The sequence below is a fragment of the Chryseobacterium sp. BGARF1 genome (assembly GCF_001677955.1).
GTDB lineage: Bacteria > Bacteroidota > Bacteroidia > Flavobacteriales > Weeksellaceae > Chryseobacterium.
Genome location: NZ_LELA01000099.1, coordinates 1 through 25,775, shown reverse-complemented (window position 1 = coordinate 25,775; position 25,775 = coordinate 1). Strand labels below are relative to the sequence as shown.

Sequence of the window (25,775 nt, the reverse complement as noted above, 5' to 3'; positions counted from 1 at the left end):
GGTGTTGCCATAATTAAAATTACTCTTTTTATGAAAACACTCCTTAAATTTCTAATATCAAATGTCCACTTTTTGCTGACGATTTACACTTTTATTATTTCTGCCAACTCATAAAATTCATCTATTGAATCTATAGTCTTATCCCGAAACATCTTTTGGAAAAGTTCAAGAAGTTTATTGAATTCATATTGTAATTCGAAAGATTCACAGTACATATATAATGCATTTGCATACTTTATGTTTAAAGATTCTTCATAAAATGACATTCCATTCTTAAAATAATAAGTTTCAACAACCTGATCTACTAAATGTGCACAAATAGCAAATTTTTTATAATAATAAGCAATTTTTACACTTGAATAATCTATTAAATCACTATTTAGGACATCAATGAGTTTTTGATGATTCTTATAATACCTTCTAATTTTTTTAAAATGGATTTCATCAGAGTTTGTATCAAAATTATTTAGTAATTCTAACGATTGCTCTTGACTTAGGTTATGAGATAATAATACGAAAACGGGTTGTTCTTTATCAAGTAAGTTTTCGCCAGAGTTTCCTGATTCATCAAAATATAGATTCATGTAATGTGTTATTAGTTGAGCATATTCTCAAATATACAAATTAGTAAGTGCTTAAACTAATATTAATAAAGTAAAAAATCCCAACTCTCGTCGGGATTTATTTCAAAGTTATAAGTTTTCATTTTGAAAAACATACATTATTTTCCAAGATGCCTCCTCACTGCGGCAACAGAAGTTCCGACAGCCTTTACAGCTTCTTTTAAACGTTCTTTCGTAACGCCAAGTTCTTTAGACCAGTAGTCTAGTTCCCAGCTTTCATTCACATTTACTTTGGTTGCATCTTGCGGTCTTCTTTTACTTAGATCATCGCTCATAATAAATAATTTATTGGTTAATAAAAGTAAAGGTAAGCCGCTTTTGTATCAGATAAATACGGTTTTCCGTAAATACAAAAAAATCCCAAATTTTGTTAGGATTAATTTTTTAAAATTCTATTTCTATTATTTTACTAATAATTATTTTTTTATTTCTGCAAGCTTTGCATATTCCTCAATATCAAAATTAAAGAATTCTTGTAAGGTCACATTCAGCTCTCTGAGAATTACTAATAATGTTTCAAATTCGGGATTGGTATTTCCGCGTTCCAATTCACCAATTGTTTTTTTTACCAGACCAGTTCTTAATCCTAATTCTTCTTGAGATATAGGCTTTCCAGTATCGGGATTTATAATTTTTTGTCTTAACTCAAAAATCCTATAACCAAGAGCTTTCTTTACATAAGTAAAAGTCAAATCTTTCATTACTTGTAAAATTCTTGGTTTAGAATTGAATTTTAGGATACTTATAAGTGTCTTTTGTTTTTTTTTATTATATTTGTAAAATAAGTTACTGGAATGTAACTTTGCGATACTTCAAAAAATTATAGAAGCTATTCGCTTAGAATCTCGTATCAGAAAACTGGCGTTTTTTATTACCACGAGAGGATAAGTAGAAGGCTCACGCATTCGGCGTGGGCTCTCTTATTCGTGGTAAAGGGTATGCCAGTACCTCTGATGCGTTAAGTAGAGTTCCATGCCGTTTTTTTTATTTCCAATGCTGCCCGATATCTTCTCTACACCCTAAGCGCTTTCTAAAAATATAATATCAGACTGCACGATACAATGGGGTGTACAACTCATTGCGGCTTTAAAGCTTACACGGGACACAAATTTCATTCATATTAAGTTTTAAGATGTGCTGGGGCAGGAGGTCTTGCTATGTCCTTACTGAGGCTTCCTCCCGAGCATTATCGAAATACATTATGTATATGCTAGAAAAAATATTGATTTTTAAGAAACAGAAAGTATAAAATAGAAGAACTAGCCATAGAAAAAAGAAAGCCCTCTTAGCACTATGAGTATTGTGGAATTTACGCAGTGCAGAAGAGAGCCTAAAATTTAACGAATTAAATCTTTTCAAAAGTATGAAAAAAAACTTTTGCAGCCTGAGTCATATTCAATTGGCTTTTGGCTTCACATTGCTCGCCTCCGGCGTAGCAATTGGGCAGATGCGTGTAGTCACGGGCACTGTTACAGATAATATTAATAATAAACCGATTTCAGGGGTAAGCATATTTCAGGAGGGTAGTGATACGGTTGCTACTACCAATAGTTCTGGTATTTATAGGGTTCAGGTGTCAGGTGAGAATCCTGTCATTGTCTTTAAGCATCCTGATTATGCTGACCGAAAAGTTTCTTTAGGAGATAGAGTAGCTGTTGATGTATCATTGGGTGAAGAGAATGGGAATGGAAACGAGAAAGCAATAGAGGAGGTCGTTCTTAATGCAGGGTATTATAAGGTTCGGGATAAGGAGAGGACGGGAAGTATTGCTCGGGTGTCTGCTAAGGATATTGAGAATCAGCCTGTGACGAATGTCCTTGCGGCTGCGCAAGGGAGGATGGCTGGGGTTTCGATTACGCAGACTTCAGGTGTTGCGGGAGGTGGATTTGATATTCAGATCCGGGGAAAGAACAGTATTCGTCGTGAGGGGAATGAACCGCTTTATATTATTGATGGTGTACCGATGAATGCGGAAACGCCTTCGTTGTATGCTGTTACTATTTTGCCGTCTGCTTCCATAAGTCCTTTGAATGCTATCAATCCTAATGATATTGAGAGTTTTGAGATTCTTAAGGATGCTGATGCTACGGCAATATATGGTTCCCGTGGTGCTAACGGTGTTGTGATCGTTACTACTAAGAAAGGAAAGAAGGGAAGGACAGAACTGAAGCTGAATACTTCTTACTCGCTAAGCAGGGTTGCCAATAGCATGGAGATGATGGGGACTGATGAATATTTGGGGATGCGTAAACAGGCTTTTGTGAATGATGGTATTTCAACGTATCCGGCGGCTGCGTATGATATGACGACATGGGATCAGAATAGGTTTACGGATTGGCAGAAGGTTCTGATCGGAAATACTGCGGATGCTTCTTCGCTTCAGTTGTCGTTAAATGGTGGTTCTGAGAATACTTCGTTCTTGATCAGCTATGGTCATCAGGAACAGGCGACTGTTTTTCCTGCTGATTTTAAGTACAGGACGAATAATTTGACGGGTAATTTTACATTCAGGTCTCCTGATAAAAGGCTTGAGGTGAATATGAACAATACGTTCTCTTTTCAGGAAAATAATGTGCAGAATGATGACCTTACCAGGAGGGCTTTGCAGTTGAGCCCCAATGCTCCTGCATTGTATGATGAGTTCGGGAACCTGAACTGGGAAAAGAATACGTTCAACAACCCTATTGCATCTTTTAAAAGCGAGTATCTGAATTCAACGACGTTCATCAATAACGGGACCAATATTTCATATAAGTTGTTTCCTTTCCTGTCGCTTAAGTTGAACGGCGGGGTGACATATCAGGATTTTGAGGAAATGAGCCTGAAGCCTCATACGATGTATAATCCTGCATCGGCCTTAACGAGTGCGAACTCCAATGCTTCAAGGAACAACCAGACGGTTTTTTCCTATTTGCTGGAGCCTCAGGTTACAGCGGACTTTTCTTTTGGGGATCATCGGTTTGATGTGCTTGTCGGAACGACCTTGCAGCAGTCTGAAACAAGGCAGGGTTCTATTGTGGGGATCGGGTTTGAAAGCAATGCTTTGATCCGGAATATCGGGGCAGCCAAGACGAAGACGGTCTCTGACCAGATCCGCAACCAGTATTTCTATACTGCGGCCTTTGCCCGATTTAATTATCAGTTTAAGAAGAGGTATATACTGAACTTTACTGGACGTCTCGACGGATCCAGCAGGTTCAGCCCTGAGAACAGGTTTGGTAATTTTGGGGCGATAGGGGCTGCATGGCTGTTTTCGGAAGAATCATTTTTGAAGGAGAATTCATGGCTAAGTTTTGGTAAGCTGCGTGGGAGCATCGGGACTACAGGTAATGACAAGATTGGTGATTACCAGTATTTGAATACCTATGGCGTGTCACCCAATATTTACAATGGTATCACTGGCTTGTTGCCTTCGAGGCTTTACAACCGTGATTTTACTTGGGAAAGGACAGTGAAGAAGGAGGTTGCGATGGAACTTGGATTCTTAAGGAACAGACTGAACCTTTCGGCTGCGTATTATAACAACAGCTCTTCGAATCAGCTGGTCGGTATTCCTCTTCCTGCGACAACGGGTTTTGCCACGATTCAGTCGAACCTTCCTGCAAAGGTTCAGAACACGGGCTGGGAATTTGAATTGTCGGGACAGGTTTTGAAGTCGGGGGATTTTAGGTTTGATTCTTCTTTTAACCTGACGGTTCCGCGAAATAAGCTGCTGGAGTTTCCGAACCTGGAAGGTTCAACTTATGCCAACCAGTATATGATCGGCTATCCGATGACGCTTGTCAAGGTCTATCAGTTTGAGGGGGTAGACCCTGAAACAGGTCTTTACAGCTTTACGGATTTCAATGGGGACGGGAAGATCACTTCTCCTGACGACACTAAGGTGATCGAGAAAATGGGAGTGGAGCTTTTTGGTGGATGGTCAGGGAATTTCAGGTATAAGCAATGGTCTGCTTCTTTCCTTTTCCAGTTTGTGAAGCAGAGAAGCTGGAATTATAACCGGAGCATGCTTGTTCCAGGTTCTATGAACAATCAGCCTGTTGAGGTTTTGGATGCGTGGTCTCCTACGAATCCTACAGGGACGTATATGCAGTACACTTCGGGAGCGAATGCACAGAAAAATTCACTGCATTCTTTCTTTCAGAATTCAACGGCTGCAGTTGGGGATGCTTCTTTTATCCGTCTGAAAAACGTGCAGCTTAATTATTCGATACCTGTGCAGAAGTTCGGGATCAAGGATGCAAGTATCTATCTGCAGGGGCAGAACCTTTTGACCATTACCAATTATTTCGGGGTTGATCCTGAGTTTACGGTGGTTGGTTATCTGCCGCCGTTGAAAACTTATTCTATGGGATTGCAGCTGACTTTCTAATATTTAATTCTTAATACAATGAAAATAACTATAAAAAATACTTTTGCTTCACTTACGGTCTGTTTGGTATTAACTGCTGTTTCATGTGAGAAATGGATCGAGACAGATTTTCCTGTTCATCAGATTCCTACGGAACTGGTTTTTGAGGATGAACAGACCGCTGAAGCTGCTTTGGCAGGATTGTACGGCAGTTTGTGGAACAACTCTCTGGTGTCCGGTGGCTCTGATGGGATGGGGCTTTTGCTGGGTTTGTATACCGATGAAATATCAACCGTGGCGGCTCCGGGAGGCAGCGGTCCTGTTGAGCTTTATTATAATTCGCAGATTCCTACTAGCCTGACTGTTTCGGCGGTATGGACAAATGCTTACCAGCAGGTTTATGCAGCGAACAGTATTATCGAAGGGGTTAGGAATTCAAAATCCTTGTCTCAGGCTGCAAGGGATAGAATAACAGGGGAGGCACTTTATGTGCGTTCACTGCTGTTTTTTCATCTTTTTCAGATGTACGGGCAGATTCCTTATCCTGATACAACGGATTATAAGGTGAACAGCACCCTTTCGAAGCTTTCGGAAACTGAGCTTTTGAATCGTCTTGAAACTGATCTGTCAGAGGCGGTCAACCTGCTTCCTGCCGCTTACAGGAATGCGGAACGGATTTATCCAAGTAAATATGTCGGTTATGTTACTCTTGCCAAACTGAAGCTTCTCTTAAAAAAATGGCAGGAGGCTGAAGTTTTGCTGCAGACGGTTATGTCATCGTCCAGTTATGTTTTTCAGAATGATTTCACCAAAGTGTTTTTGAAAAGTGGGACGCATATCATATGGCAGCTTAAGCCAAGGAACAGCGGGGATGCAACGAAGGAAGCGGCTCTGTATAATTTTTCAGGTATTCCGACGACCTATATGCTGAATGTGAACCTTGTGAATGTGTTTTCTGCGAATGATCTGAGAAAGCAGCAATATATTGCAACGGTGAACGCCCAGGGGCAGACGAATTACCGTGCTGTCAAGTACAGGAATCTTGCAGGAACCAATACGACGGAGAATTCCATTGTTTACAGGCTGGAAGAGGTATATCTTCTTTATGCCGAAGCTTTGATCCAGCAGAATAAAGTTGCGGATGCGATTCCTTATATCAACAGAACAAGGCAGAGGGCAGGGCTGACTGCGTTGCCGGCAACGCTTAGTGTTTCGGTTGCCATGCAGGAGTTGAGCCTGGAGAAAAGGAAGGAGTTCTTCAGCGAGCATGGAATACGTTTCTTTGACTTGAAGAGATGGGATCAGTTGAGCCAGTTGGCTCCTGTTAAAAGCAATTGGAAATCTTTTCATTCTCAATGGCCCCTGCCTCAGAAGGAACTGTTGTTGAATCAGAATCTTAATCCACAGAATACAGGTTATTAATCATAAGAAAGAAATTAATAAAATGGACAGTAGTAGTGGAAATGATGTGATAAGGAAAAGCTCTTTTTATCTTGCTTTCCTTTTGTTTGTATTGATTTACGGACAGGTTTCAGGACAGGAAAGACTTACTGAACTGGAAAAGCTTGTGGAAAATAAGGAAGATATCTATTCGTTGAAGGTATCTGCGAACGGCAGGTGGAAAGTTTGGCAGTCGGTATATGAAAGAAAGCCTCCAATACTGAAAATTGCTGATGGCAGGAATCATAATTCTTTGGTTGCTATTGAAGACCCCAGCCAGTGGCAGCTTGTCGATGACAATGATATCGTGGTTCGGATTGGAAGCAGATTAGAATACAGAAACCTCGAAACGGGAAAAATTAAGGAGTTTCAGGATGTGAAGGCATTTGAATATTTTGATGCAGGAAAGACTTTAATTGTGCATTATAATAATGGAAAGGACAATGCTTTGGAAATATATGACAGGAAATTGAATCTGATTCAGGGGTTTTCCAATGTGATATGGATAAAAGTCTTTGAAAAGAAACTGGCATTTGTTGTTGAATCAGATGGAAATAGTCTGATGGTTTTTGATTCTGTTAGTAAGAATATTGAAAAAGTATGGTCAGGGAAATCAGCCATTAACCTTTTTCATGAATCAGATATGAAAGACAATGGCTGGATTGTCGTAGTGAAGGAAAAGGAAGGTCTGAAAACACTGTACGTGGGTAAGGATAAAATTGTGAGGGAGCTTTCATTTGATGGCATCTTATATTTTGATAAGGTTAAGCCGATGGCCTCGTCGAACGAAAAAGCTGTTTATTTATCATTGGATAAAGCCAGGGATAAGCCAAAAAGCGATATTGATCTATGGTATAGCAGTGACTATAATCTCACTGAACATTTTAGGAATGTTCCTGAGCAGCAATTTGTCCTTTGGTTTCCTACAGAAAACAAAGTTGTGAAGATGGACGAAAAGTATAATGAGGGGTTTGCTTTTGGCTGTTCAGGCTTGTTTCTAAAGAGCGCAATAGATACTTTAAAAGTTGATCCATATGACAAAAAAGCAGCAGCAACAAGTTTTGCTGAAATATTTGTATATGACTCCAATTCAAATGAACATTTCTATATTGATTCAGTTGCTGAGCATATTTACTTGAGCCCTCAAGGAAATTGGATAACCTATCTAAAAAACGGAAGATGGGTCTTATATAATGTCATCCGAAAGAGTAAGCAGTTTTTAAATTATGATAAAAATGCGAAGCCTTACTTTTACTCAGATAATGATGCTGTATGGACTTCAGGAAGACAACTTCTCTCTCATAATTTCAAAACGCAAAGTGTTTATGAAATTGTACGCTTTGACGGTGACGTGGAAATCCTAAATTCTGAAAATAGGATACCCACAAAGTATTATGATAAATCAAGTCCGACAATCAACTTAGGCAGTAAACTGCTGTTAAAGGTTAAAAAAAAGGATTACCACTATTCTTATTATAGCTGGAAAAATGGTAAGAGTTTAGCCATCATTAGTGATGTGGATGATCTGATTACTGATTTGACATTTAATAACGTTACAGGAGCATTTGTTTGGAAGGCTCAAAATTACAACCGAAGCCCAGTGGTGATGGAAAGATACTTTACGGGGAAGTTGTCAAATGTGTATACCTCAGCACAGCCTGAAACAACAGGCAGGATCAAAATGAAACGTCTTTTCTACAAAGGTCCAAACGGTGATGATTTGACTGCATTGGTTTATTTACCTCCTGAATTTAAGGAAGACAAGAAATATCCTGTAGCAGTATTTATATACGAAGTTCAGAACGGGAAGAGTAATAGATATCTGGCTCCGTCATTTAATAACGGAACAGGATTCAACGAAAGGTTGTTTTTGGAATCTGGCTTTATGGTGATGCTTCCTGATATTGTTGCGGGTAAAGACGGCCCGGGGATATCTGCTTTGCAATGTGTCAACAAAGCTTTGGATGAGTTACTAAATATTCCTCAGGCAGATAGTAAAAAAGTTGGATTGATTGGGCACTCCTTCGGGGGATATGAAACAAACTTTATTGCAACGCAGTCGGATCGTTTCGCAGCTTATATTTCAGGGACATCGATTGTTGATATCATCAATACTTCATTTGCCTTTAATTATGGAACATATACTGCCGATTACTGGAGGTATGAGGACGGACAGTTTAAATTGGGTGATTTTGTCAGCGATAAAGAAAAGTATTATCGAAACAATCCTCTCTACTATGTTCATCAGATAAAATCTCCTATGTTTTTATGGGCCGGAACTGCCGATAACAATGTGAATCATGAACAAACGAGATCGATGTTCCTTGCTCTTAGGAAATACCGTAAAACCGCTGTGGCATTATTTTATAAAGATGAGCTGCACGGCCTTACGAAATATAATTTAAAAAAGGATTTATCACTGAGGATGATTGAATGGTTTGAATATTTTTTAATGGAAAGGAACGATTCTAAATGGATATCTAAAGAATTAAAGGGTGCTTTTTAGCACCCTTCTTAAATAAATTAGATTTTGTAAAGCACCTGAACGCAACCATCTTGATAAAGGTTCTGTTCTGCAGAACCGTCAAAATAAGTACATACTTGGTCTGACGAAACTATTGTGCATTGGTTTAGGGTCTCCTGACACTGCTCGGCAGGTGGTGCCATTGGGTCAAAACGGAAACCCGCTTCGATATTACTTTCTGTTTTTCCTGACGCTGTTGTAGCGTACGCACTTCCTATTCCAAGAGCAAATATTGCTAATGGTAATGCGATTTTTCTCATTTTTTTCATGATGTAAAAATTTGTATTGGTGCCTACTCTTTGATCAGGTTTTCGGCTTCTCCTGAATGAAATGTTGAGTAATGTTTTGCGATAAACGATATCTGAATAATTCATTTCCAATTAGTGTATAAAGATGATTGCCACTGATCCAAAATTCATTGAATTTTGATTCTTCTATTGTGGGGAGGTAAAAACTTCCTAAATACTTCTGCTCTCCAATAGCATACATATCGATAGTTATTGATTTGCCTTTCTGTAATTTATTTTCATTTTTGCCTAAACGTGGCGATTCAATAAATAGGACTCCACAATGAACGGTAGCTGATCTGTTTACAATTAAGGGTGGGTTCTTCATTTTCTTTTCACCAGTTTTCAATTGTACAACCTGTATGTCCGGAATGGTAATGTCATCTATGGTCTTATAGCTTTTGCTGTTCTCAAGATGTTGATCCAATACAATAAACTTGTTTTTATAAGTGTATACATAGACTACTTTTTTGCTGGTGTCGTCGAAAAGCAGTTTGCCATCTGTATCGAATACTCCGTCATTTACTTTTTCCAACAAATTGGGCTTTTCGATGACGGATTTTTCTTGAAGCGGCAATACTATACCTAATGTTTGTATTGCTTTTTCTCCAGAATATCTTACCGCTGCAAATGAGTCAGGGCTTAAGTTTCTCAATTGGGTAAAGTAAGTTTGCTTGTAGCTAATGGTTTGAACATTTGATTTTTCTTTTTCACCTGCATAAATAACAGGAACGGTTCCGTCATAAAGATAATACCGTGGATACTGCACATTTATTTTGGGGCTTTTAAAAGTAAAATCATAATGATCAGGGGTGATCCTCTGTTCATTTATTGCTGTCAAATTGTAGTCAATCGAAAATAACCTGAACGGGGTTGTGGTGTTTCCCAGATATACAGAGTCTTTTGTTGCTCCCGCAAAATAGTATGAATTGTATTTTAGGTCGAAACGCTTATCAAAATCCAAAGGATGTTTTAAGAACCTTCTCGTAAAGTTGTTTTCCCTATGCAGGATATATTCTGACCTTTGATGCAGAGCAACTAATGACAAGATACTTATAACTGAGATCAAGACTAACAACCCGGAGATTCTCAGTATATTGCTGTTCTTTATTTTGTTTTGTATCAGCAAAGCTGATCCTGCAAGCACTACTGCGACAATATTAAATATCAAGTGTGTGTTCCAGTCCATTTTCTCCAGGATTCCTCCACATGAACAGGGAACAAACTCACTGTAATGTAAAATAATGTAGATGTACGCTGTGAACAGAACCATAATTGTGAATGAAAAATAAAGCCCTAAGGTTCGTGTTCGTTCGAAGATCAGTAAAACACAAATCAATAATTCCAGAGTAAGGACAGCATAAACCATCAATTCGGCAAATACTCCTAAAAGGGGAGACTGGCTTAATTGCAGGTTAAAGTTTTCGAAATCCATGATCTTGCTAATGGTCGCATAGCAAAACAGCAAAATGAAAAAATAGCTTACAATTTCTACAAATCTTGTTTTAAAAGTTTCCATGGTGGTTAGTTTTTGTTATTATCCTGACTTCAATAAGATCCATTTGACTTTTTTTCCACAATAGAGTGGCATCAAGTGGCCTTTAGATACATAGCTGATAGTTGTAATATTGCCTTGAACTTCCCATTCACCGCTGATAGTGCAGGCAGACCCTGATTCAAGCACAATTGATTTTTCACTCTGCTGCTTACCTGACATGTATTTCCGGTTTTATCATTTTGTGATGGTGTCCTTTGCAATTCTCCAGTGGGATTTGTCCCTCTTTGGTTCGTCATCGTCGCCTGTATCGAAATCTGCAATGCCGCTATTTTCTATACCTTCTCTGCTATATGTTTTTGCATCAACTTCGTTCAAATTGAGTATTACATCAGATTGAACTTCCGAAACCAAATCAGTACTTGAATTTTCACAAGACTGCATAATTACTACAATGAATAAACCTAGTATTTTGATATACTTTTTCATAATTTCTGAATGATTTTTTAAAAGTTATCCGGCCGGTTTAATTAGAATTCTTGTTTCGAAATTAGGACGATGACGTCGTGAAAAAAAGGAATTATGGTGCTTCTGGATACAACTATACGTCATAAAAGATATAATATGACTTGCTTTTTAAATTGTAAATATTTGTTTATCAGTATGTTGTGTTGGTGTTATATTTCTTACGCCTGAAGAAAGGATATTGTAGCAGTTAAGCATGCAAATTTTCTAAATTTGTGTGCACCAGAAACCCATGCAAAAAACTTATACCATACTTCTACTTCTTGCAGTTTCTTTATCTAATGGCATTAAAGCTCAAGTAACGCAGTACTCTTATACCCAGCTTTCGAAACTTTTCAATAGTTATTCGGAAAATGATGAAAGAGGGCTTGTTTTTGTGAATCTTTATATTTCTAAAGCCAAAAAAGAAAGGAAACTATCAAAATTGATTTCTGCTTATGATGAAGCAGTATATTACAGCCGTTCTGTTGACAAAAAATTAAGTTATGCTGACAGCGCTGTTGCCCTTTCGATGAGATCAAAAAATGAAGATTTGATGTCTTGGGCCTATCTCAAAAGAGGGATCGTTTATTATTACAATAAAAGAGATTACCGAAGGGCACTACAACAATATTTGATTGCCTTCAATCACGCCAAGCATACCAAAGACCTATACATGCGCAACAAAATAGTTTATCATTTGGGGATTGTTAGGTTGTACTTAGGGTATTATGAGGAAGCTGCCTGCCATTTTTCGGATACAGCGAATTATTATGAAGAAAATATTTCGGCAAAAGATCATTTGAACATCAGGCTGAATAACGAGTCTGGCTACCTAAACAGTATTTATTGCCTGAGTTCTTGCTATAAGTATCTGGGAGAATTTAAAAAGGAAGATTCCTTGGTTGATCTGGGATTAAAAAGAATTAAAGACCCTGAAGATTTTTCCTTAGAACTGGCATATTTTCAGAAAGGTAAAGGTATTCAGCTGTTGCGTGATGGTAAAGATGAATTAGCATGGAAGCATTTAAAGTTTTCAGAAAGAATTCTCAAGCACGAGGAGGATTTTGCTTCATTGGCGAAAGTAGAATTTTATTTGGGGAAGTTTTATTGGAAGAGCGGCAATCGAAAAATGTCGTTAATCTATTTTAATAAGGTTGATTCTATTCTTTCCAAGTTTAAGTTTATTACTCCTGAGATCAATGCAAACTATCAGTATTTGATCAGTGATGCAAAGGAGAGAAGGGACGAAAGGAAGCAACTTTATTACACCAACAGGTTGATAAGCATTGATTCTGTTATGAAGGCAGATTTTGCCTATCTGTCATCCCGAATTCATAGGGAATATGATGTAGGTTCTTTAAATGAAGACAGGCACAGGCTCTTAAGAAAAAATAAAATTGGAGAGGTTTTAATTGTAGTTATTATCCTTTTGTCCTTCGGGATCGTGTATTACTTTATTGTTCGTTTCAAGAATAAAGAAGAGAGACTGACGGTAAAGTACAATCAACTGCTCGAGAAATTGAGCAAAAAAGATGATATAGACGCGGAAAATACATGTACTCTCAAAATACCTACAAAAGAAATTTACAGCCGTGAACTTATTGATAAAGTAAAGAAAAACTTAAAGATATTTGAGGAAAAAGCAAAGTTCAGGGATAAAAAATTGACGCTGGAGGTAGCTGCTAAAATGGTGGGTTGTAAAAGAAATGCGCTCTCTTATATTTTGAATACTCACTTAAATACGAATTTTACTCAATACCTGAAGGTTCTTCGGATCAAATATATTACCGAGAAGTTAATGGAAGATGATAGTACTTATTTAAAATACAGCATGGATACATTGGCTGAAGAGTGTGGGATGAAGAATAGGCAGGTGTTTTCGAATCACTTTCTGGAATTGAATGGCATCAGGCCCACAGATTTCGTTCGGAAAAGGGTTGAGGAGCAGAACAAAGACAAGGAAAAATAATTAATAACGCCGATTTTTACGTGACAAAAAATATTAAACGTAATGAACGGACAAAATTTAAGTAAAAATGTAGAAGAATTATGGAAAGCGCTGATCGAAAGTATTGATCTTATTCAGCGAAGTGAAACTAATGAAATTCTAAAAGCTGAAGAGATCCTCATGCAAACCGATGTCGCTATTAGAAAGTTGAAGAAGTATGTGCAGGAGCATCAATTTCAGGATTGGGCAGAAGAAATCTACTTTTTTAAAAATACAAAGCCTAAGTTTGTTTCAATCTACATCTTTTTTTCTCAGCTTTTACGAATCGAAAGTTCAAAGCCCTACGCTGATCAAAATGTTTTGAAAGAGTATTACGAAAAGGAGAGAATGAACCTTTTATATTTTTATCAGGAACAGAAAGAATTTATCAGCTATTACCGTAGAAATGCAAGTTATCTGGACAAAAAATATTTTGTAAGGTTTAAGTTTGATTTTAAACTCAAGCTAAGTCCTGAGTTTTACAGTTATGATGAAGATTTTTCCACTTCGCATGATCACACCGTTTCCCAGATCATAGCAAATGACCGGCTTGATTCCTATCTTTCAACAAAAGTAGATAGAGAAAAGGTGGTCGATAAAATAGTTTTTCAAAGCAGCCAGTTGGAATGGACTGCTCCAAAAGTGGCTTTGACAGAACTATTGTATGCTCTTTATCTTACCAAATGTTTTAATGGGGGCATGGCAGATCCTTCTGAGATCTTCCGTTGGGCGGAAACAGCTTTAAACATCAACTTAGGGAATTACCATAAAACACTTAATGAAATCAAATTGCGTAAAATTGACCGAACCAAGTTCTTAAAGCTGATTCATCAAAATATGGAACTTTATATTGACAGTCAGGAAGATTAGATTTTTTCTTATTTATACGACAATCTTTCGGTAGTTACGAAATACTACCGAAAGATTGTCGTATGCTTTTATCAGTTTTGCATGTATATAAATGCAAGGGTTATACCCCTTGAAAATACTTTATGAAATGAGAAAAATTGATCCTGCTACTCCTATCTGGCAACTTAGTGTCGAGGAATTCTTAGAAGTTTCCAAAAATGTCAACTCTGAAAAAAAATATGAATACGGCCTAAAAGGGTTGGCGAAGATTCTAGGATGCTCCGTATCTAAAGCTTCAGAGGTAAAATCATCTGGGATTCTTGATGATGCAATCATCCAAAACGGCAACATTATTATCATCGACAAGGAAATGGCTCTGCAGCTTTTTGGTAAAAAATAGATATGTATTATCTTGAATTAATTCAGAGGTTTTGGGATTTCAACTATGAAAATAATGTTGGATCTACAGTCACTGCATTCTACTTATATCTATTAAAAGAAGGATTTGCTAATGAACGTTATGACTTTAAATTATCTGATGTAAAGATAAGTGGAGAACTGCGACTGACTAGAAAAACGGTCAAATCAACTAAAGAAAAACTGCAGGTTTTAGGTTTGATTGAATTTCAGACCAGAAATGGTCTTCCGTGCAACTATCGTATACTGTTAAATTATCCTTTAAAACCTACTATTGAATTGGCAGTGAATCCATTGGGAATGGAAGGTTTTGTTGATTCGGATAGAATGCAATTAGAAGATGACTTCGTTGATCTTGAAGATAATGTTGCCATTCCCAGTAAGTCAAAGGATCCGCAGATAGGTGAAAATTTATCTTTCCCGAGCTCACAACGACAGCTCAAGAATTTAGATATTCCAAGCTTTGATGAATTTTTGCAATATGCTCAAACACTGGAATTATACGAGAGCACAATGAACCTTTTCATAAAGGAAAAATATAAAAGTTGGGTAGATGATGGATGGATTAATCATTCAAAAAGACCCATCACGAATTGGAAGTCTTCTTTAAAAAGTATTTTACCATTCTTAAAGGATAAAAATGCATTAAATGATTTTTCAATACAGTCCGTTCCAACGATAAAACGTCCGAAGTTGTCTTAATACTTTCCAATTAATTCCTTCAGATTTAATTTCTAAACGAGATTTTTAATTAATTACATTATTCAATATGGCTGACACAGAAATGAATTTTAAAATGATTCGTAAAATTTTTGAAGAAAAAAGTGATAGAAGCCCTGAGCGAATCAGATTGGGAAACGCTTTCGTTGATGATTTTATTTTTGAGGATCAGGCGGCAGCAGATATTCCCATCAATGCTTTGCGTGTCATTTTTAATATAGTTTCTATAATTAGTGCTGAACAATTTCGACCTGAGGATCGGCCTCATCAACTTTCTTTATTCGATGAGGAATTTGAGACTGATCATAATGTTTTTGCCTCAATTAAAATAAGGAATAGTAAAATCTCACCCAGCGGTTCAACAAAACAAGTCATTGATGCTTATGAGTTTTTGGCTAAGTTTAAAATGGCTTGGTATAAGTCAGTAAATGCAAAGGGAAAGGAGATCAAAACATTCGGAGGATTAATTTCTACTCCTTCTTATGATCAAAGAGGTTACACTCGGTTTTTGATCAGCAGTTACTGGCTTAAAAAATTAATGGTCATTCCTGAGTATAACTACGTCCTCTATAATCTGGTATATAATATCAGTAATAATAAGCATATCATTTTTGCGATATGGCTTTCAAAATTACCAGTGACAGGAACAAGTGTTAAGCTTTCTAATTTGAACAGAAAATTTGGACTGAACTATAAAACAGCAAATGATTTCTGCTTTAAATTCTTAAAACCTGCGAGAATCAATTTAAACAAATTCAATAATCTTTCTTTCAATTATAAGTATAACAAGGATTTGATTTCCATAATACCATATCAGACAAAAGAGGTAAAGACAATTGATCTAGTTGTAGATGTTTCTGAACAATCTAAATTGACAAGGAGATTAAGATACTTCAGAAAAAGATATATGCTGAAGGAAAATGAAATGGTACTTTTTATTTATCATTACAAAAACATACCCCAGACAAGAGTAATGATTGAACAAGCTTTTTCAGAATTTAAAAAGATGAATAGATTGCAAAAAAATAGGTCAACGGACTTTCAAGGAATAACCTTTTTACAGAAGATTCAGGAATATATCATTGTGCTTTATCGAGATACAAAAGTGGGGAAATTATTACCTAATGGTTATCCAACCATTATTTGAATTCGGATTTGAACTCATCTGTCTTTCGGAATTACGCTCATTTGCCTTTCGGAATTCCACTCGCTGACGTTAAAAGGATGTTAAAGTAATTGAGTTTCATATTGAGTTTTCGGAATTGCACTCATTGATGAAAGTCTACATACATAATTGTGGATTACTTATCAATTTTTAAAGGATGTTTTCGGAATTGCTCTCATGCATTGCAAATGCATTCTCGGAATTGTACTGATCTCTTTTTCGGAATAGCGCTGATCTGTTTTTCGGATTTCCGCTCACTCAAAAAATAAGTTTAATAAGCTAATACAGGTTAATTGCAGTCATCATTAAAAGTCCAATAAAAGATTACAAAGTTTATTTTTTATTAAAAGAAAAATAAGTCTTTAAAAATTGCTTCAAAAACAAAAAAAAATGAATTGTCAGTACATTAAGAATAGGGTAGGAATCAGAGTGGTGTTAGAGTCATTCAATATATTTCCAGTAAAGGAAAACAAAAGAACTGCTTTTTATTTCGCACTGGATAGAAAGGAAAATGTTCCAAGCCTATCAGTTGATTTTATGAAAAATACTGCTTTTGATTTTGGAACAGGAAAAAGCTATGATGTAATTTCTATTGTTCAAATCATCAACAGATGCTCGGTATCCGAAGCATTAAAATATCTTGTTCGGTTTGATTTTTCTCTTTTTAATTCTGAAGATAAGAAGGGTAGTATCACACAAAAAAACTATGAGGTATTAGAAGCGACAAACATTCGGCATCCTGCTTTAATTCAGTACTTACAATCTCGGAAGGTATACGGACAAAAGGATCTTGTATCGGAGATAAATTATAAGATGAACAACAAAAACTATTTTGGAATTGGTTTTAAAAACGATTCAGGAGGGTTTGAAATCCGAAGTATCTATTCTAAGTTATGTCTGGGAATTAAGGATGTAACATTGATCAAGAATGATTTGAATTCTTATAACGAAATCATTCTGTTCGAAGGCTTTTTTGATTATCTCACTTACAGAGCGATCAATATTATAAACGATGAAACTGCGGATTATCTCATTTTAAATTCTACAGTAATGTTTTTCAAAGTTGAAAATGTATTAATGGGATATGATAAAATTTTTCTTTTTCTTGATAATGACGACAATGGTAAGACAGTCAAACAAATGATGCAAACGAAATATAGGAATGTTGAAGATTGCTCCTCATTATACACTGATTGTAAAGATCTGAATGAATGGTACTGTAACAAAGATATATAATTATAAAAAATTACTTGCGCGTTCAAACATGCCGAAAATAGATGATAGTATTTTTAACTTCTCTATAGAAGCATAAGGGTCGGTTTCATGTACTTTCTTTGAAAACTACTTTACAACTCTTTTTATTTCCTTTTCAGTACATTTTCGTTGTACACAAAAACAAATTACATTATATTTGAAGCTAATGAGTAAATTGAACTTATGTTAATTGGATATGCAAGAGTAAGCAAGTTTGAGCAAAATCTCGATTTACAAACTGATGCTTTAAAGGATCTGGGAATTGAAAAAATTTTTGTTGATAGAGTTAGCGGGGTAAAATCTGAAAAGCCACAGCTAAATCAACTAATAAATTTTATAAGAAAAGGAGATACTTTAACTGTTTGGAGATTAGACAGAATTGGTAGGACTACAGTTGGTTTAATTCAGTTTGTTACAGAGTTGAACGAGAGAGGAATACATTTTAAATCTATTTCAGAGAACATCGATACTGGTTCTGTTAGCGGAAAATTAATTTTCCAAATATTTTGTGTTTTAGCCGAACATGAACGGAATGTTTTGATAGAAAGGACAAATGCAGGATTAAAGGCGGCAAGAGAAAGAGGTAAAAATGGTGGGAGACCAAAAGGAATGACCGAAAAGTTCAAGAAAATAGCTCCTTTAGTAAAAACTTCTTACGAAAGTAAGAATCTACCTATTGAAGAAATTATGAAAGCTTTTAATATCGGAAGTAAGGCAACATTTTATAAAATAATTAAATCCTAAAAAAGATTAAATACGGTTTACCGTAAAGAAATTTAATTTTTTAAAGATAATTTTAAAGATTAAAAATTAGAGAGAATTTTCTAACACTATTTAAAATCAAATATGATAATAAAAACCATGAGAATATAATGATAATTAAATTTAAACCTTTTGAGCAAATGCTAAGTAGATTACAATCATCAAAAAATGATTCTGACATAGCATACTTTTATGACCTTCTATTATTTGGCGAATATGTAACGAAAGTTATAAGCTTATTTTTAGTATCAGCAATAAATGAAGATAATGATAGATCAAAATATAGACAAGAATACTCATTAGTCCGTGGAAATGCCATTGGTGACTTTTCCAAATCAATTGAGGAAGTGCTGACAGGTCCATCCTCCCAATTACTTACTTCTGAGATTCGGGACTTTGAATTTAAAGAATTAACTCTACGATCTACAGATGGTGATTGGCAATATGATAGCCAAAAACTTCTTATGGAAGCTTTAAAAGTGTTTAATTTAGAAGTTCAGCCATTAGCTAGTAAGTCTGCTTTAAGAAATTGGTTTAATAATTTTTCATTTTTACGAAATAAAACTAAAGGTCATGGAGCAACTACTGTGGAATCTGCATCTTTAGCATGCCCACTACTAGAAGAATCTATATTTTTAATAGTAAATAATTTCACTGCTTTTAGCAGACCTTGGGCATATTTGCATAGAAACTATTCTGGAAAATATAGAATTTCCGTTTTAGGTGAAAAAACAAACGACTTTGATTATCTTAAATCTGATACCTCATATAATTTTGAAAATGGAATATATTGTTTAGTTGATAAACCTAGAAAAATAAACCTATTTCTTTCAAATCCTGAATTAAGTGATTTTTTCTTATCAAATGGAAATTTAAAAAATGAAAAGTATGAATGTATTTCTTATATTACTGATGAGAGACTAATTATCAGTGCGAGTGATTACTTAACTCCAACAACTTTATTACCAAGTAGCCACACTGAAGGTAACAATGAATTAGATGTTATTGGTAATACATTTACAAACTTACCCGACTCTGTTGACGAATATGTAAAGCGTCCACAGTTAGAAAATGAACTATCTAAAGTTTTAAAGGAAACGGATAGGTTTCCAATTGTTACATTACTGGGAAGGGGTGGGATTGGTAAGACATCCTTAGCCTTGAATGTAATTAGAGAGATAGCCTCCGATGAAAAAGCTAATAGATTTAATCTAATAATTTGGTTTAGTGCTAGAGATATAGATTTATTAATTGACGGACCTAAACAAGTTCAAACTAAAGTATTGAATCAAAAGGATATTGCTGAGGAATACTGTAAATTAGTTTGTCCAAATGAAAATATTAAAGATAAGCAAACTTTTTTCTCGACTCAATTAAACAAAAATAATGAAGGTGATACTCTTTATATTTTTGATAATTTTGAAACTGTCACTAATCCTGTAGAGGTTTTTGAATGGATAAATACTTACATAAGAAATCCAAATAAAGTTTTGATTACTTCTAGAATTAGTAGAAATTTTAAAGCTGATTACCCTGTTGAAATTCAGGGTATGGATGAGCTAGAATGTAAAGAATTAATAGATATATTTTCGAAAAAATTCTCAATCGAATCCTTATTGACACCTAAATATATTGAAGAAATTATCACAGAATCAGATGGGCATCCTTACATAATAAAAATACTATTAGGAGAAGTTGCTAAATCTAGAAAATTAAATAAAATACAAAGAATAGTTGCAGATCAGGAAAAAATATTAAACACGTTATTTAAAAGAACTTTCAATAATCTTTCTCCTGCAGCAAAAAGAGTATTTTTAACTCTTGCAAGTTGGAACTCAATAATACCTCAAATTGCTGTAGAGGCAGTACTGTGGAGGCCAACGAATGAAAAAATTGATGTTGAAGGAGCTATTGATGAATTAATAAAAAGTTCATTTATAGAGCTTGTGAATGAAGATAATGAAGCTTTGATTAATATTCCATTAGCAGCAAGACTTTTTGGGATACGTGAATTAGAAGTCTACCCTGAGAAAATCAAAATATATGATGACAGAAAATTATTGATGGAGTTTGGAGCATCTAATAATAGTTCAATTAGCGTTGGCTTAATGCCAAAAATTGAAAGAAAATTCTCAGAAGTTGCGAAAAGGATAGATTCTTTAGAAGAATTTATGAGAGAGTTACCTACATTAGAGTACATTGCTACAAAATTCCCTAAAGCCTATAACAATATTGTAGATATATTCGAAGAATATCGGGACTACGAATCTGCTAAATATTATATGAGAGAATACTTAAAAAATTCATTACCTCCTACAGAAAAAGCACGGGTCTGGTTAAAATTTGCTGATTTATGTAAAACTACTGAAGATTGGGATGGAGAAAGCCATGCTTTATCACAATTGATTTTAATTCCAAATGTAATTTTTGAATTTATTAGTACAGCAGTTAACAGGATAAATAATTTTTATCATAATAATCCAGAAGCTAAAACAGTTGAATATAGACAGCTTTTACTTGATAAAGTCATTGAAGTTGTAATCAAACGAATAAATGAAGGAGATGCTACTGATTACTCACGATTAGCATGGTTACTTATTAATAATAGTGAAGAAAAAAGAGCTTTAGCGATGGTTGAAAAAGGTTTATCAATAGAACCAGAAAATCAACATTGTCAAAGATTATATACTAAAATATTGGCTATGAATAATCTAAGATGAATTTCTTTTGTAGAATTTATCATTATTATAACAATAACTAATTTCAAAAAATAGTATTTAAGATTTAATTTTGCTGAACAGAGTATTGATCATGAAACATAACGACTTAACCTTATGACTGCGAAAAAAAAAATAAAGTTTATTATTTCAATTGTTGCAGCATTTGTAGCTTTTGCACATCTCATTTTCCCTAAAGTGAACATTGACATTATTACAGTTACGCTCATCGCACTGGCAATAATTCCTTGGCTTGAGCCGCTTTTCAAATCTGTCGAGTTACCAGGAGGTGTAAAACTGGAGTTTCAAGAGTTAGAAAAAATTGAAGAAGAAGCAAAGAAAGTTGGATTAATATCTGTAGAAGATGTATCAACAACAATTGAAGAGAATAAAGACAAATCAAAATATTATTTCGTTGAAATAGCAGAGAAAAACCAAGAATTAGCTCTCGTTAGCTTACGTATTGAAATAGAAAAAAGATTAAGGGAAATTGCAACTAAATATAGTATTGACACAAAAAAATATTCTATTATAAGACTGATTGACGCTTTGGCAGATAAAAATATTCTCACTATTCAAGAAACCACAGTTTTAAAAGACATGATATCAACGTTAAATCATGCCGCTCATGGTGTAGAATACGATCAAAGAAATGCTCAATGGGTAATTGACAATGGACCTGCAATTGTAGATAGCCTAGAGAATCGTATAGCAAATCGCGGAATAATTTTTCATGGTTCAAGTTATGATAGCGAACATTGGATTGATAAATCATTTAATGAATGCGAATGGGTCACAAATATTGAGTGGAATGAATGCATATCAAAACATTTAGCCTTATGGAATAAAGAATTAGAAAATATTTACAATTCCTTATTACAAAAAATTGATAGCAACCAGAAAGAAAAGCTTATTCAATCCCAAAATAATTGGCAGCATCAGATAGCACTTGACCAATTATTTATGTATTCGTTTAATGATCTGAGACTAAGAGTTGGACGGGAAGGTCAAATCTTATCATCTGTTCATTTTATGAATAAGGTGCGAGACAGAACCTTAGAACTTGAAGAGATTTTAACAAGTTTAACGTAAATAAATTTAGATTGTAGAGATACTATAACTGATAAAGTTTTAAGCTTTAACAAAATATGATAAGTCTCACAAAACGATCAAATAGGATATTGCATTTTGATCAATAAACGCTAAATGTTTGGTGTGTTTTATAGGCCTATAAAAATCAAAAAATGATAAAATGTACTGATTCTTAATAAATTAAGGTAACTACATAAAAATTTATACAAAGTAAAAATTTAACTAATCAAAACTAAGCTATTACCAAAGAAAAGGTCAAGTAAGGTTTTAAAAAGCAGTACTTATTTCATTATTTCAAATTTTATTTTACTCTGAGAAGTCCGGAGATTTTTTATTTTTGAATTCTCGTTTTTATTCAAAATATTTGTTTAAATTCACTATTACGTAAAAAGCTAATAATCAACATTATGGAAAAATTAAGAAAAATTACAAGATTTGGATTAAAAGAAATTCAGGGAGGAATTGAAAGATGCATTCAAGATTGTTTTCAAGAAGGATACAGAAAATGCTGTATAAAAGGAAAACCTTATGTATGCATACCGGACAACCAAGTATGTTCATAAAATAAGTTGAGTAAAAAAGACTATCAATTTGATGGTCTTTTTTTGTTGACAAATTTTTAGTTATTGTGGCAGATTTTTTCTGCTACGAGTCAACATATGGAGTTTACAATTATGTATATGCCGGAGGACAGACATGTAGGAGATTCTGCGGGAGATCAAGGAGGAGCTTCTGTTAGCGCGGGAGGTAGCCTTTTTGTTGCATATAATAACTCAATAAGAGCAATAGACCCAGGGTCATTCGAAAGTAAAACCATATCAGTTGGTGCATCCGCTGACCTGAAAGGTGGCATAGGAGCTGGTGCTAGCGTAAGCTATTTTTCAGGAACAGGAAACTGGAAAGATAAAGGATGGCATGGAGTCTCTGTAGGAGTAAGTGCAGGTATAGGTGGGTCGGTAAATGCAGGATCAGCTACAGGATCAGTATCTCAGACATACTTAATCAATGCAGCTAAATCAACTGCAAAAAGAAGTTCGATTGACAGGACGTTAAATTCTATAAGTCCTGTTGCTTCAGCAATAACGAATCCTAATCCAAAATATATACATCACACATCAGAATTTAATTAATAAAATAGACATGAAATATTTAAGATTTGTTATATTATTCATTGTTTTCATAGGGATGGTAATATATCTGTCTACAACTGGAACAAAAGAATATACTGAAAACAATAAAATTTTAAAAAACGGAGTTGTTTTTGGAGGAACGGTTGCTGATATAAAAATATCTAATAATCACGGTTTTGGTATATTGAGTGTGAATGTCTCTAACTCGACTGTTAAAGAATTTTCAAAAAAATTAGAACATGGAATATATCCATACCAAATAAATGGAAACCAGGCTGAAATTTATTTACCAATATTTATTGAAAGACAAATTGGTGATAGCGTAAAGTTAGATTCTGATAAACAAATTATTTACTATAAAGGAAAAAAGTCTAAAGATGAAGGAGAGGTTTATATTATTACCGAACCAACCGATATAGATTTTGTAAAAGAGAATACATTGTTTAAATAAAAAATCCCCCCCCGCTGGTGCTAGCGTCTCGCTCGTTCTTTTGAAGATAACAAACCCCACCGCAATTGCGGTGGGGTTGTTGTTTTATAAAGCTGTAATATTTTTAAATTTAGCGGCTTTAATAAGTCCGTCAATGGTGTAGAAGATATTTTTTTTATTTTCTTCGGGCAGTTGTTCAATATCCTGCAAACGTTGGAGGTTTTTTTATCCAGAGTTATATTCTCGGACTTGCCCAATAAATAATCCAGCGTTACATCCAAAGTATATATGCAAATAAAATTTCCAGTATCAGTTAAGCTACGTACAATTAGCAAAAGAATTGTTTGAACAGCAAAAAATGAAAAATACATTTTGTTATTCAAAAGGAATTTGTAAATCGTCAGCAAAAAGTGTACTGATTTAGGCTTTAACTTAAGGAGTGTTTCATAAGCGATTAATTTTTAAATTTGATATTATGAACACCAGGAAAAAACCTACTCCTGAAACTTACATTAAAGGGATCAGGAGAAAAACCAGAAGAATCTTCACAGCCGAGCAAAAGATTCTCATTGTAATGGAAGCCCTTCGTGCAGAAACTTCTGTAGCACAGCTCTGAAGTAAGCATGGCATTCAAGAATCAACCTTCTACAAATGGAACAAAGAATTTCTTGAGGCCGGTAAGAAACGCCTTTCCGGGGATGTAGTTCGTGAGGCTACTTCTGATGAAGTCAGCCAGCTACGTGAAGAAAACAAGAAGCTAAAAGAAATGGTTGCTGATCTCGTTTTACGGTATGATATTGTAAAAAAAGCTTGGACATGCTGGACTAACCCAGAAATATAGAAAATATATGAGGTTATCCGCCGGTGAAAAATTAGAGATCATAGAACTCGTTACCCGCAGCGAAATAGGTGTCAATAAGACCTTAAGGGAGCTCGGCATCCATAAGAGCACCTTTTACAAGTGGTATAATCTGTATCTGAAAAAAGGATATGAGGGCTTTTTTTCTTCCCCTTCTTTTAACAGCAAACAATGGAACAGCATTCCCGAGGGAGAAAAAAACCTTGTGGTAGAGATCGCATTGGAGCATCCCGGACTTTCCAGCCGGGAACTGGCTTACAAAATCACCGATGAGCAGGGTATTTTTCTTTCAGAATCAAGCGTGTACAGAATTTTGAAAAAGCGGGGTCTGATCACTGCTCCCTCTCATATCCTGCTCTCAGCTGCTGATGAATTTAAAGATAAGACCAATTTTGTACATGAGATGTGGCAGACAGATTTCACTTATTTCAAGATTATCGGTTGGGGCTGGTACTACTTAAGTACCGTTCTAGATGATTACAACCATTATATTATTCATTGGGAGCTCTGTAGAAACATGAAGGTGAATGATGTGAAAAGAACGGTAGATTCAGCTGTAACAAAGGCAGGGCTTAAAAAAGGACAGGTCCCTAAACTTTTATCTGATAATGGTTCCTGCTACGTAGCTTCCGAATTGAAAGAGTATCTGCAGAAAAAGCATCAAATCAATCAGCTTCATGGAAAACCTGCTCATCCCCAGACCCAGGGAAAGATAGAACGTTACCACAGAACGATGAAAAATGTGGTAAAACTTCATTTTTATTACAGCCCTGAGGAATTGGAAAAAGCATTGGAGGAATTTGTAAACCGCTATAATAATGAACGGTATCACGAGTCTCTGCAAAATCTAACGCCTGCTGATGTGTATTTCGGAAGAAGCGACGAAATACTCCGGGAACGCAGGAAAATAAAAGAGAAAACATATTAACAGAAATTACTACTTTTGAATCGTACTGAAAATGGGGAGTCTACACACTAAAGACCCTTCTGAAATTGGAGATTTGTTTTTAATCTCTGATGAAACGAACAAAAGATTTATTGAAAATCATACTAAAATAAAACAGTAACGAAACTGAATATAATCTCAAAAAACGATATTTTTCCATTAGTCAACTATAAGAATCAAACGGTTTACTTCATATTTTCTTTTGAGGCTTTTTGCATTT

General features: G+C 35.1%; 22 protein-coding genes and 1 pseudogene. 16 read left to right on the top strand and 7 right to left on the bottom strand.

The annotated features are described in order from the left end of the window. Window positions 1-83: 83 nt before the first annotated feature. The 3 genes from AB671_RS18545 to AB671_RS18535 form a co-directional block, all read right to left on the bottom strand. Window positions 84-584, bottom strand: coding sequence for a DUF3800 domain-containing protein (locus AB671_RS18545; RefSeq protein WP_066680421.1), 501 nt, complete (start codon window positions 582-584; stop codon window positions 84-86). Between the two features lie 137 nt (window positions 585-721). Continuing rightward, window positions 722-898, bottom strand: a complete 177-nt coding sequence (locus AB671_RS18540) for a DUF3606 domain-containing protein (RefSeq protein WP_066680418.1) — start codon at window positions 896-898, stop codon at window positions 722-724. A gap of 141 nt (window positions 899-1,039) precedes the next feature. Then, the gene (locus AB671_RS18535; protein WP_066680416.1) at window positions 1,040-1,324 is read right to left on the bottom strand and encodes a helix-turn-helix domain-containing protein; all 285 of its coding nucleotides are present in this window, start codon (window positions 1,322-1,324) and stop codon (window positions 1,040-1,042) included. A gap of 662 nt (window positions 1,325-1,986) precedes the next feature. Here AB671_RS18535 and AB671_RS18530 point away from each other — a divergent pair. From AB671_RS18530 to AB671_RS18520, 3 genes are read left to right on the top strand one after another with little or no spacing between them, the layout of a single operon-like run. Further along, window positions 1,987-4,995, top strand: coding sequence for a SusC/RagA family TonB-linked outer membrane protein (locus tag AB671_RS18530; protein ID WP_066680414.1), 3,009 nt, complete (start codon window positions 1,987-1,989; stop codon window positions 4,993-4,995). Window positions 4,996-5,013: 18 nt separating this feature from the next. Then, window positions 5,014-6,396 carry a RagB/SusD family nutrient uptake outer membrane protein gene (locus AB671_RS18525; RefSeq protein WP_066680410.1) on the top strand — a complete coding sequence of 461 codons (1,383 nt, stop codon included), beginning with the start codon at window positions 5,014-5,016 and terminating at the stop codon, window positions 6,394-6,396. Window positions 6,397-6,418: 22 nt separating this feature from the next. Further along, entirely contained in the window at window positions 6,419-8,920 is a 2,502-nt protein-coding gene (locus AB671_RS18520) for an alpha/beta hydrolase family protein (protein ID WP_066680409.1), read from the top strand. A 17-nt stretch (window positions 8,921-8,937) separates the two neighbouring features. Here the strand turns inward: AB671_RS18520 and AB671_RS18515 are convergent, their stop codons facing one another. Genes AB671_RS18515 through AB671_RS18505 form a run of 4 tightly spaced genes read right to left on the bottom strand, consistent with a single transcriptional unit; the run spans window position 8,938 to window position 11,209 of the window. Further along, window positions 8,938-9,198 (bottom strand): DUF6520 family protein, encoded by a 261-nt coding sequence (locus tag AB671_RS18515; RefSeq protein WP_157444257.1) that lies wholly within the window; start codon window positions 9,196-9,198, stop codon window positions 8,938-8,940. A 43-nt stretch (window positions 9,199-9,241) separates the two neighbouring features. Beyond that, entirely contained in the window at window positions 9,242-10,744 is a 1,503-nt protein-coding gene (locus AB671_RS18510) for a MauE/DoxX family redox-associated membrane protein (protein ID WP_082987357.1), read from the bottom strand. 18 nt (window positions 10,745-10,762) lie between these two features. Further along, window positions 10,763-10,942, bottom strand: a complete 180-nt coding sequence (locus tag AB671_RS22365; RefSeq protein ID WP_157444256.1) for a hypothetical protein — start codon at window positions 10,940-10,942, stop codon at window positions 10,763-10,765. Between the two features lie 15 nt (window positions 10,943-10,957). Next, window positions 10,958-11,209: a hypothetical protein gene (locus AB671_RS18505; protein ID WP_066680407.1), complete on the bottom strand. Its 252-nt coding sequence runs from the start codon at window positions 11,207-11,209 to the stop codon at window positions 10,958-10,960. Window positions 11,210-11,477: 268 nt separating this feature from the next. Between AB671_RS18505 and AB671_RS18500 the strand changes: the two genes are divergently transcribed. From AB671_RS18500 to AB671_RS18440, 13 genes and pseudogenes are all read left to right on the top strand, one after another. After that, a complete protein-coding gene (locus AB671_RS18500; protein ID WP_066680405.1) occupies window positions 11,478-13,196 on the top strand; it encodes a helix-turn-helix domain-containing protein in 1,719 nt (572 codons plus the stop codon). A gap of 42 nt (window positions 13,197-13,238) precedes the next feature. Then, on the top strand, window positions 13,239-14,084 hold the full coding sequence (locus AB671_RS18495; RefSeq protein WP_066680404.1) for an RteC domain-containing protein: 846 nt from the start codon (window positions 13,239-13,241) through the stop codon (window positions 14,082-14,084). A 127-nt stretch (window positions 14,085-14,211) separates the two neighbouring features. Next, window positions 14,212-14,463 (top strand): DUF3853 family protein, encoded by a 252-nt coding sequence (locus AB671_RS18490; protein WP_066680427.1) that lies wholly within the window; start codon window positions 14,212-14,214, stop codon window positions 14,461-14,463. Window positions 14,464-14,465: 2 nt separating this feature from the next. Continuing rightward, entirely contained in the window at window positions 14,466-15,182 is a 717-nt protein-coding gene (locus tag AB671_RS18485; protein WP_066680403.1) for a hypothetical protein, read from the top strand. Between the two features lie 94 nt (window positions 15,183-15,276). Beyond that, the gene (locus tag AB671_RS18480) at window positions 15,277-16,347 is read left to right on the top strand and encodes a hypothetical protein (RefSeq protein ID WP_228390982.1); all 1,071 of its coding nucleotides are present in this window, start codon (window positions 15,277-15,279) and stop codon (window positions 16,345-16,347) included. A gap of 408 nt (window positions 16,348-16,755) precedes the next feature. Continuing rightward, complete coding sequence (locus AB671_RS18475; RefSeq protein WP_066680423.1) at window positions 16,756-17,601, top strand: toprim domain-containing protein; 846 nt, start codon at window positions 16,756-16,758, stop codon at window positions 17,599-17,601. A gap of 201 nt (window positions 17,602-17,802) precedes the next feature. Further along, window positions 17,803-18,363, top strand: coding sequence for a recombinase family protein (locus tag AB671_RS18470; protein ID WP_066680400.1), 561 nt, complete (start codon window positions 17,803-17,805; stop codon window positions 18,361-18,363). A 128-nt stretch (window positions 18,364-18,491) separates the two neighbouring features. After that, entirely contained in the window at window positions 18,492-21,101 is a 2,610-nt protein-coding gene (locus tag AB671_RS18465) for an NB-ARC domain-containing protein (protein WP_066680398.1), read from the top strand. 114 nt (window positions 21,102-21,215) lie between these two features. After that, on the top strand, window positions 21,216-22,190 hold the full coding sequence (locus tag AB671_RS18460) for a lysozyme inhibitor LprI family protein (RefSeq protein ID WP_066680397.1): 975 nt from the start codon (window positions 21,216-21,218) through the stop codon (window positions 22,188-22,190). Between the two features lie 407 nt (window positions 22,191-22,597). Beyond that, window positions 22,598-22,753 (top strand): hypothetical protein, encoded by a 156-nt coding sequence (locus tag AB671_RS22360; protein ID WP_157444255.1) that lies wholly within the window; start codon window positions 22,598-22,600, stop codon window positions 22,751-22,753. Window positions 22,754-22,849: 96 nt separating this feature from the next. Then, complete coding sequence (locus AB671_RS18455) at window positions 22,850-23,320, top strand: hypothetical protein (protein ID WP_157444254.1); 471 nt, start codon at window positions 22,850-22,852, stop codon at window positions 23,318-23,320. A 10-nt stretch (window positions 23,321-23,330) separates the two neighbouring features. Next, the gene (locus tag AB671_RS18450) at window positions 23,331-23,771 is read left to right on the top strand and encodes a hypothetical protein (protein WP_147293599.1); all 441 of its coding nucleotides are present in this window, start codon (window positions 23,331-23,333) and stop codon (window positions 23,769-23,771) included. Between the two features lie 454 nt (window positions 23,772-24,225). Beyond that, window positions 24,226-25,537 (top strand): annotated as a pseudogene (locus AB671_RS18440) (IS3 family transposase). Window positions 25,538-25,775: the final 238 nt, after the last annotated feature.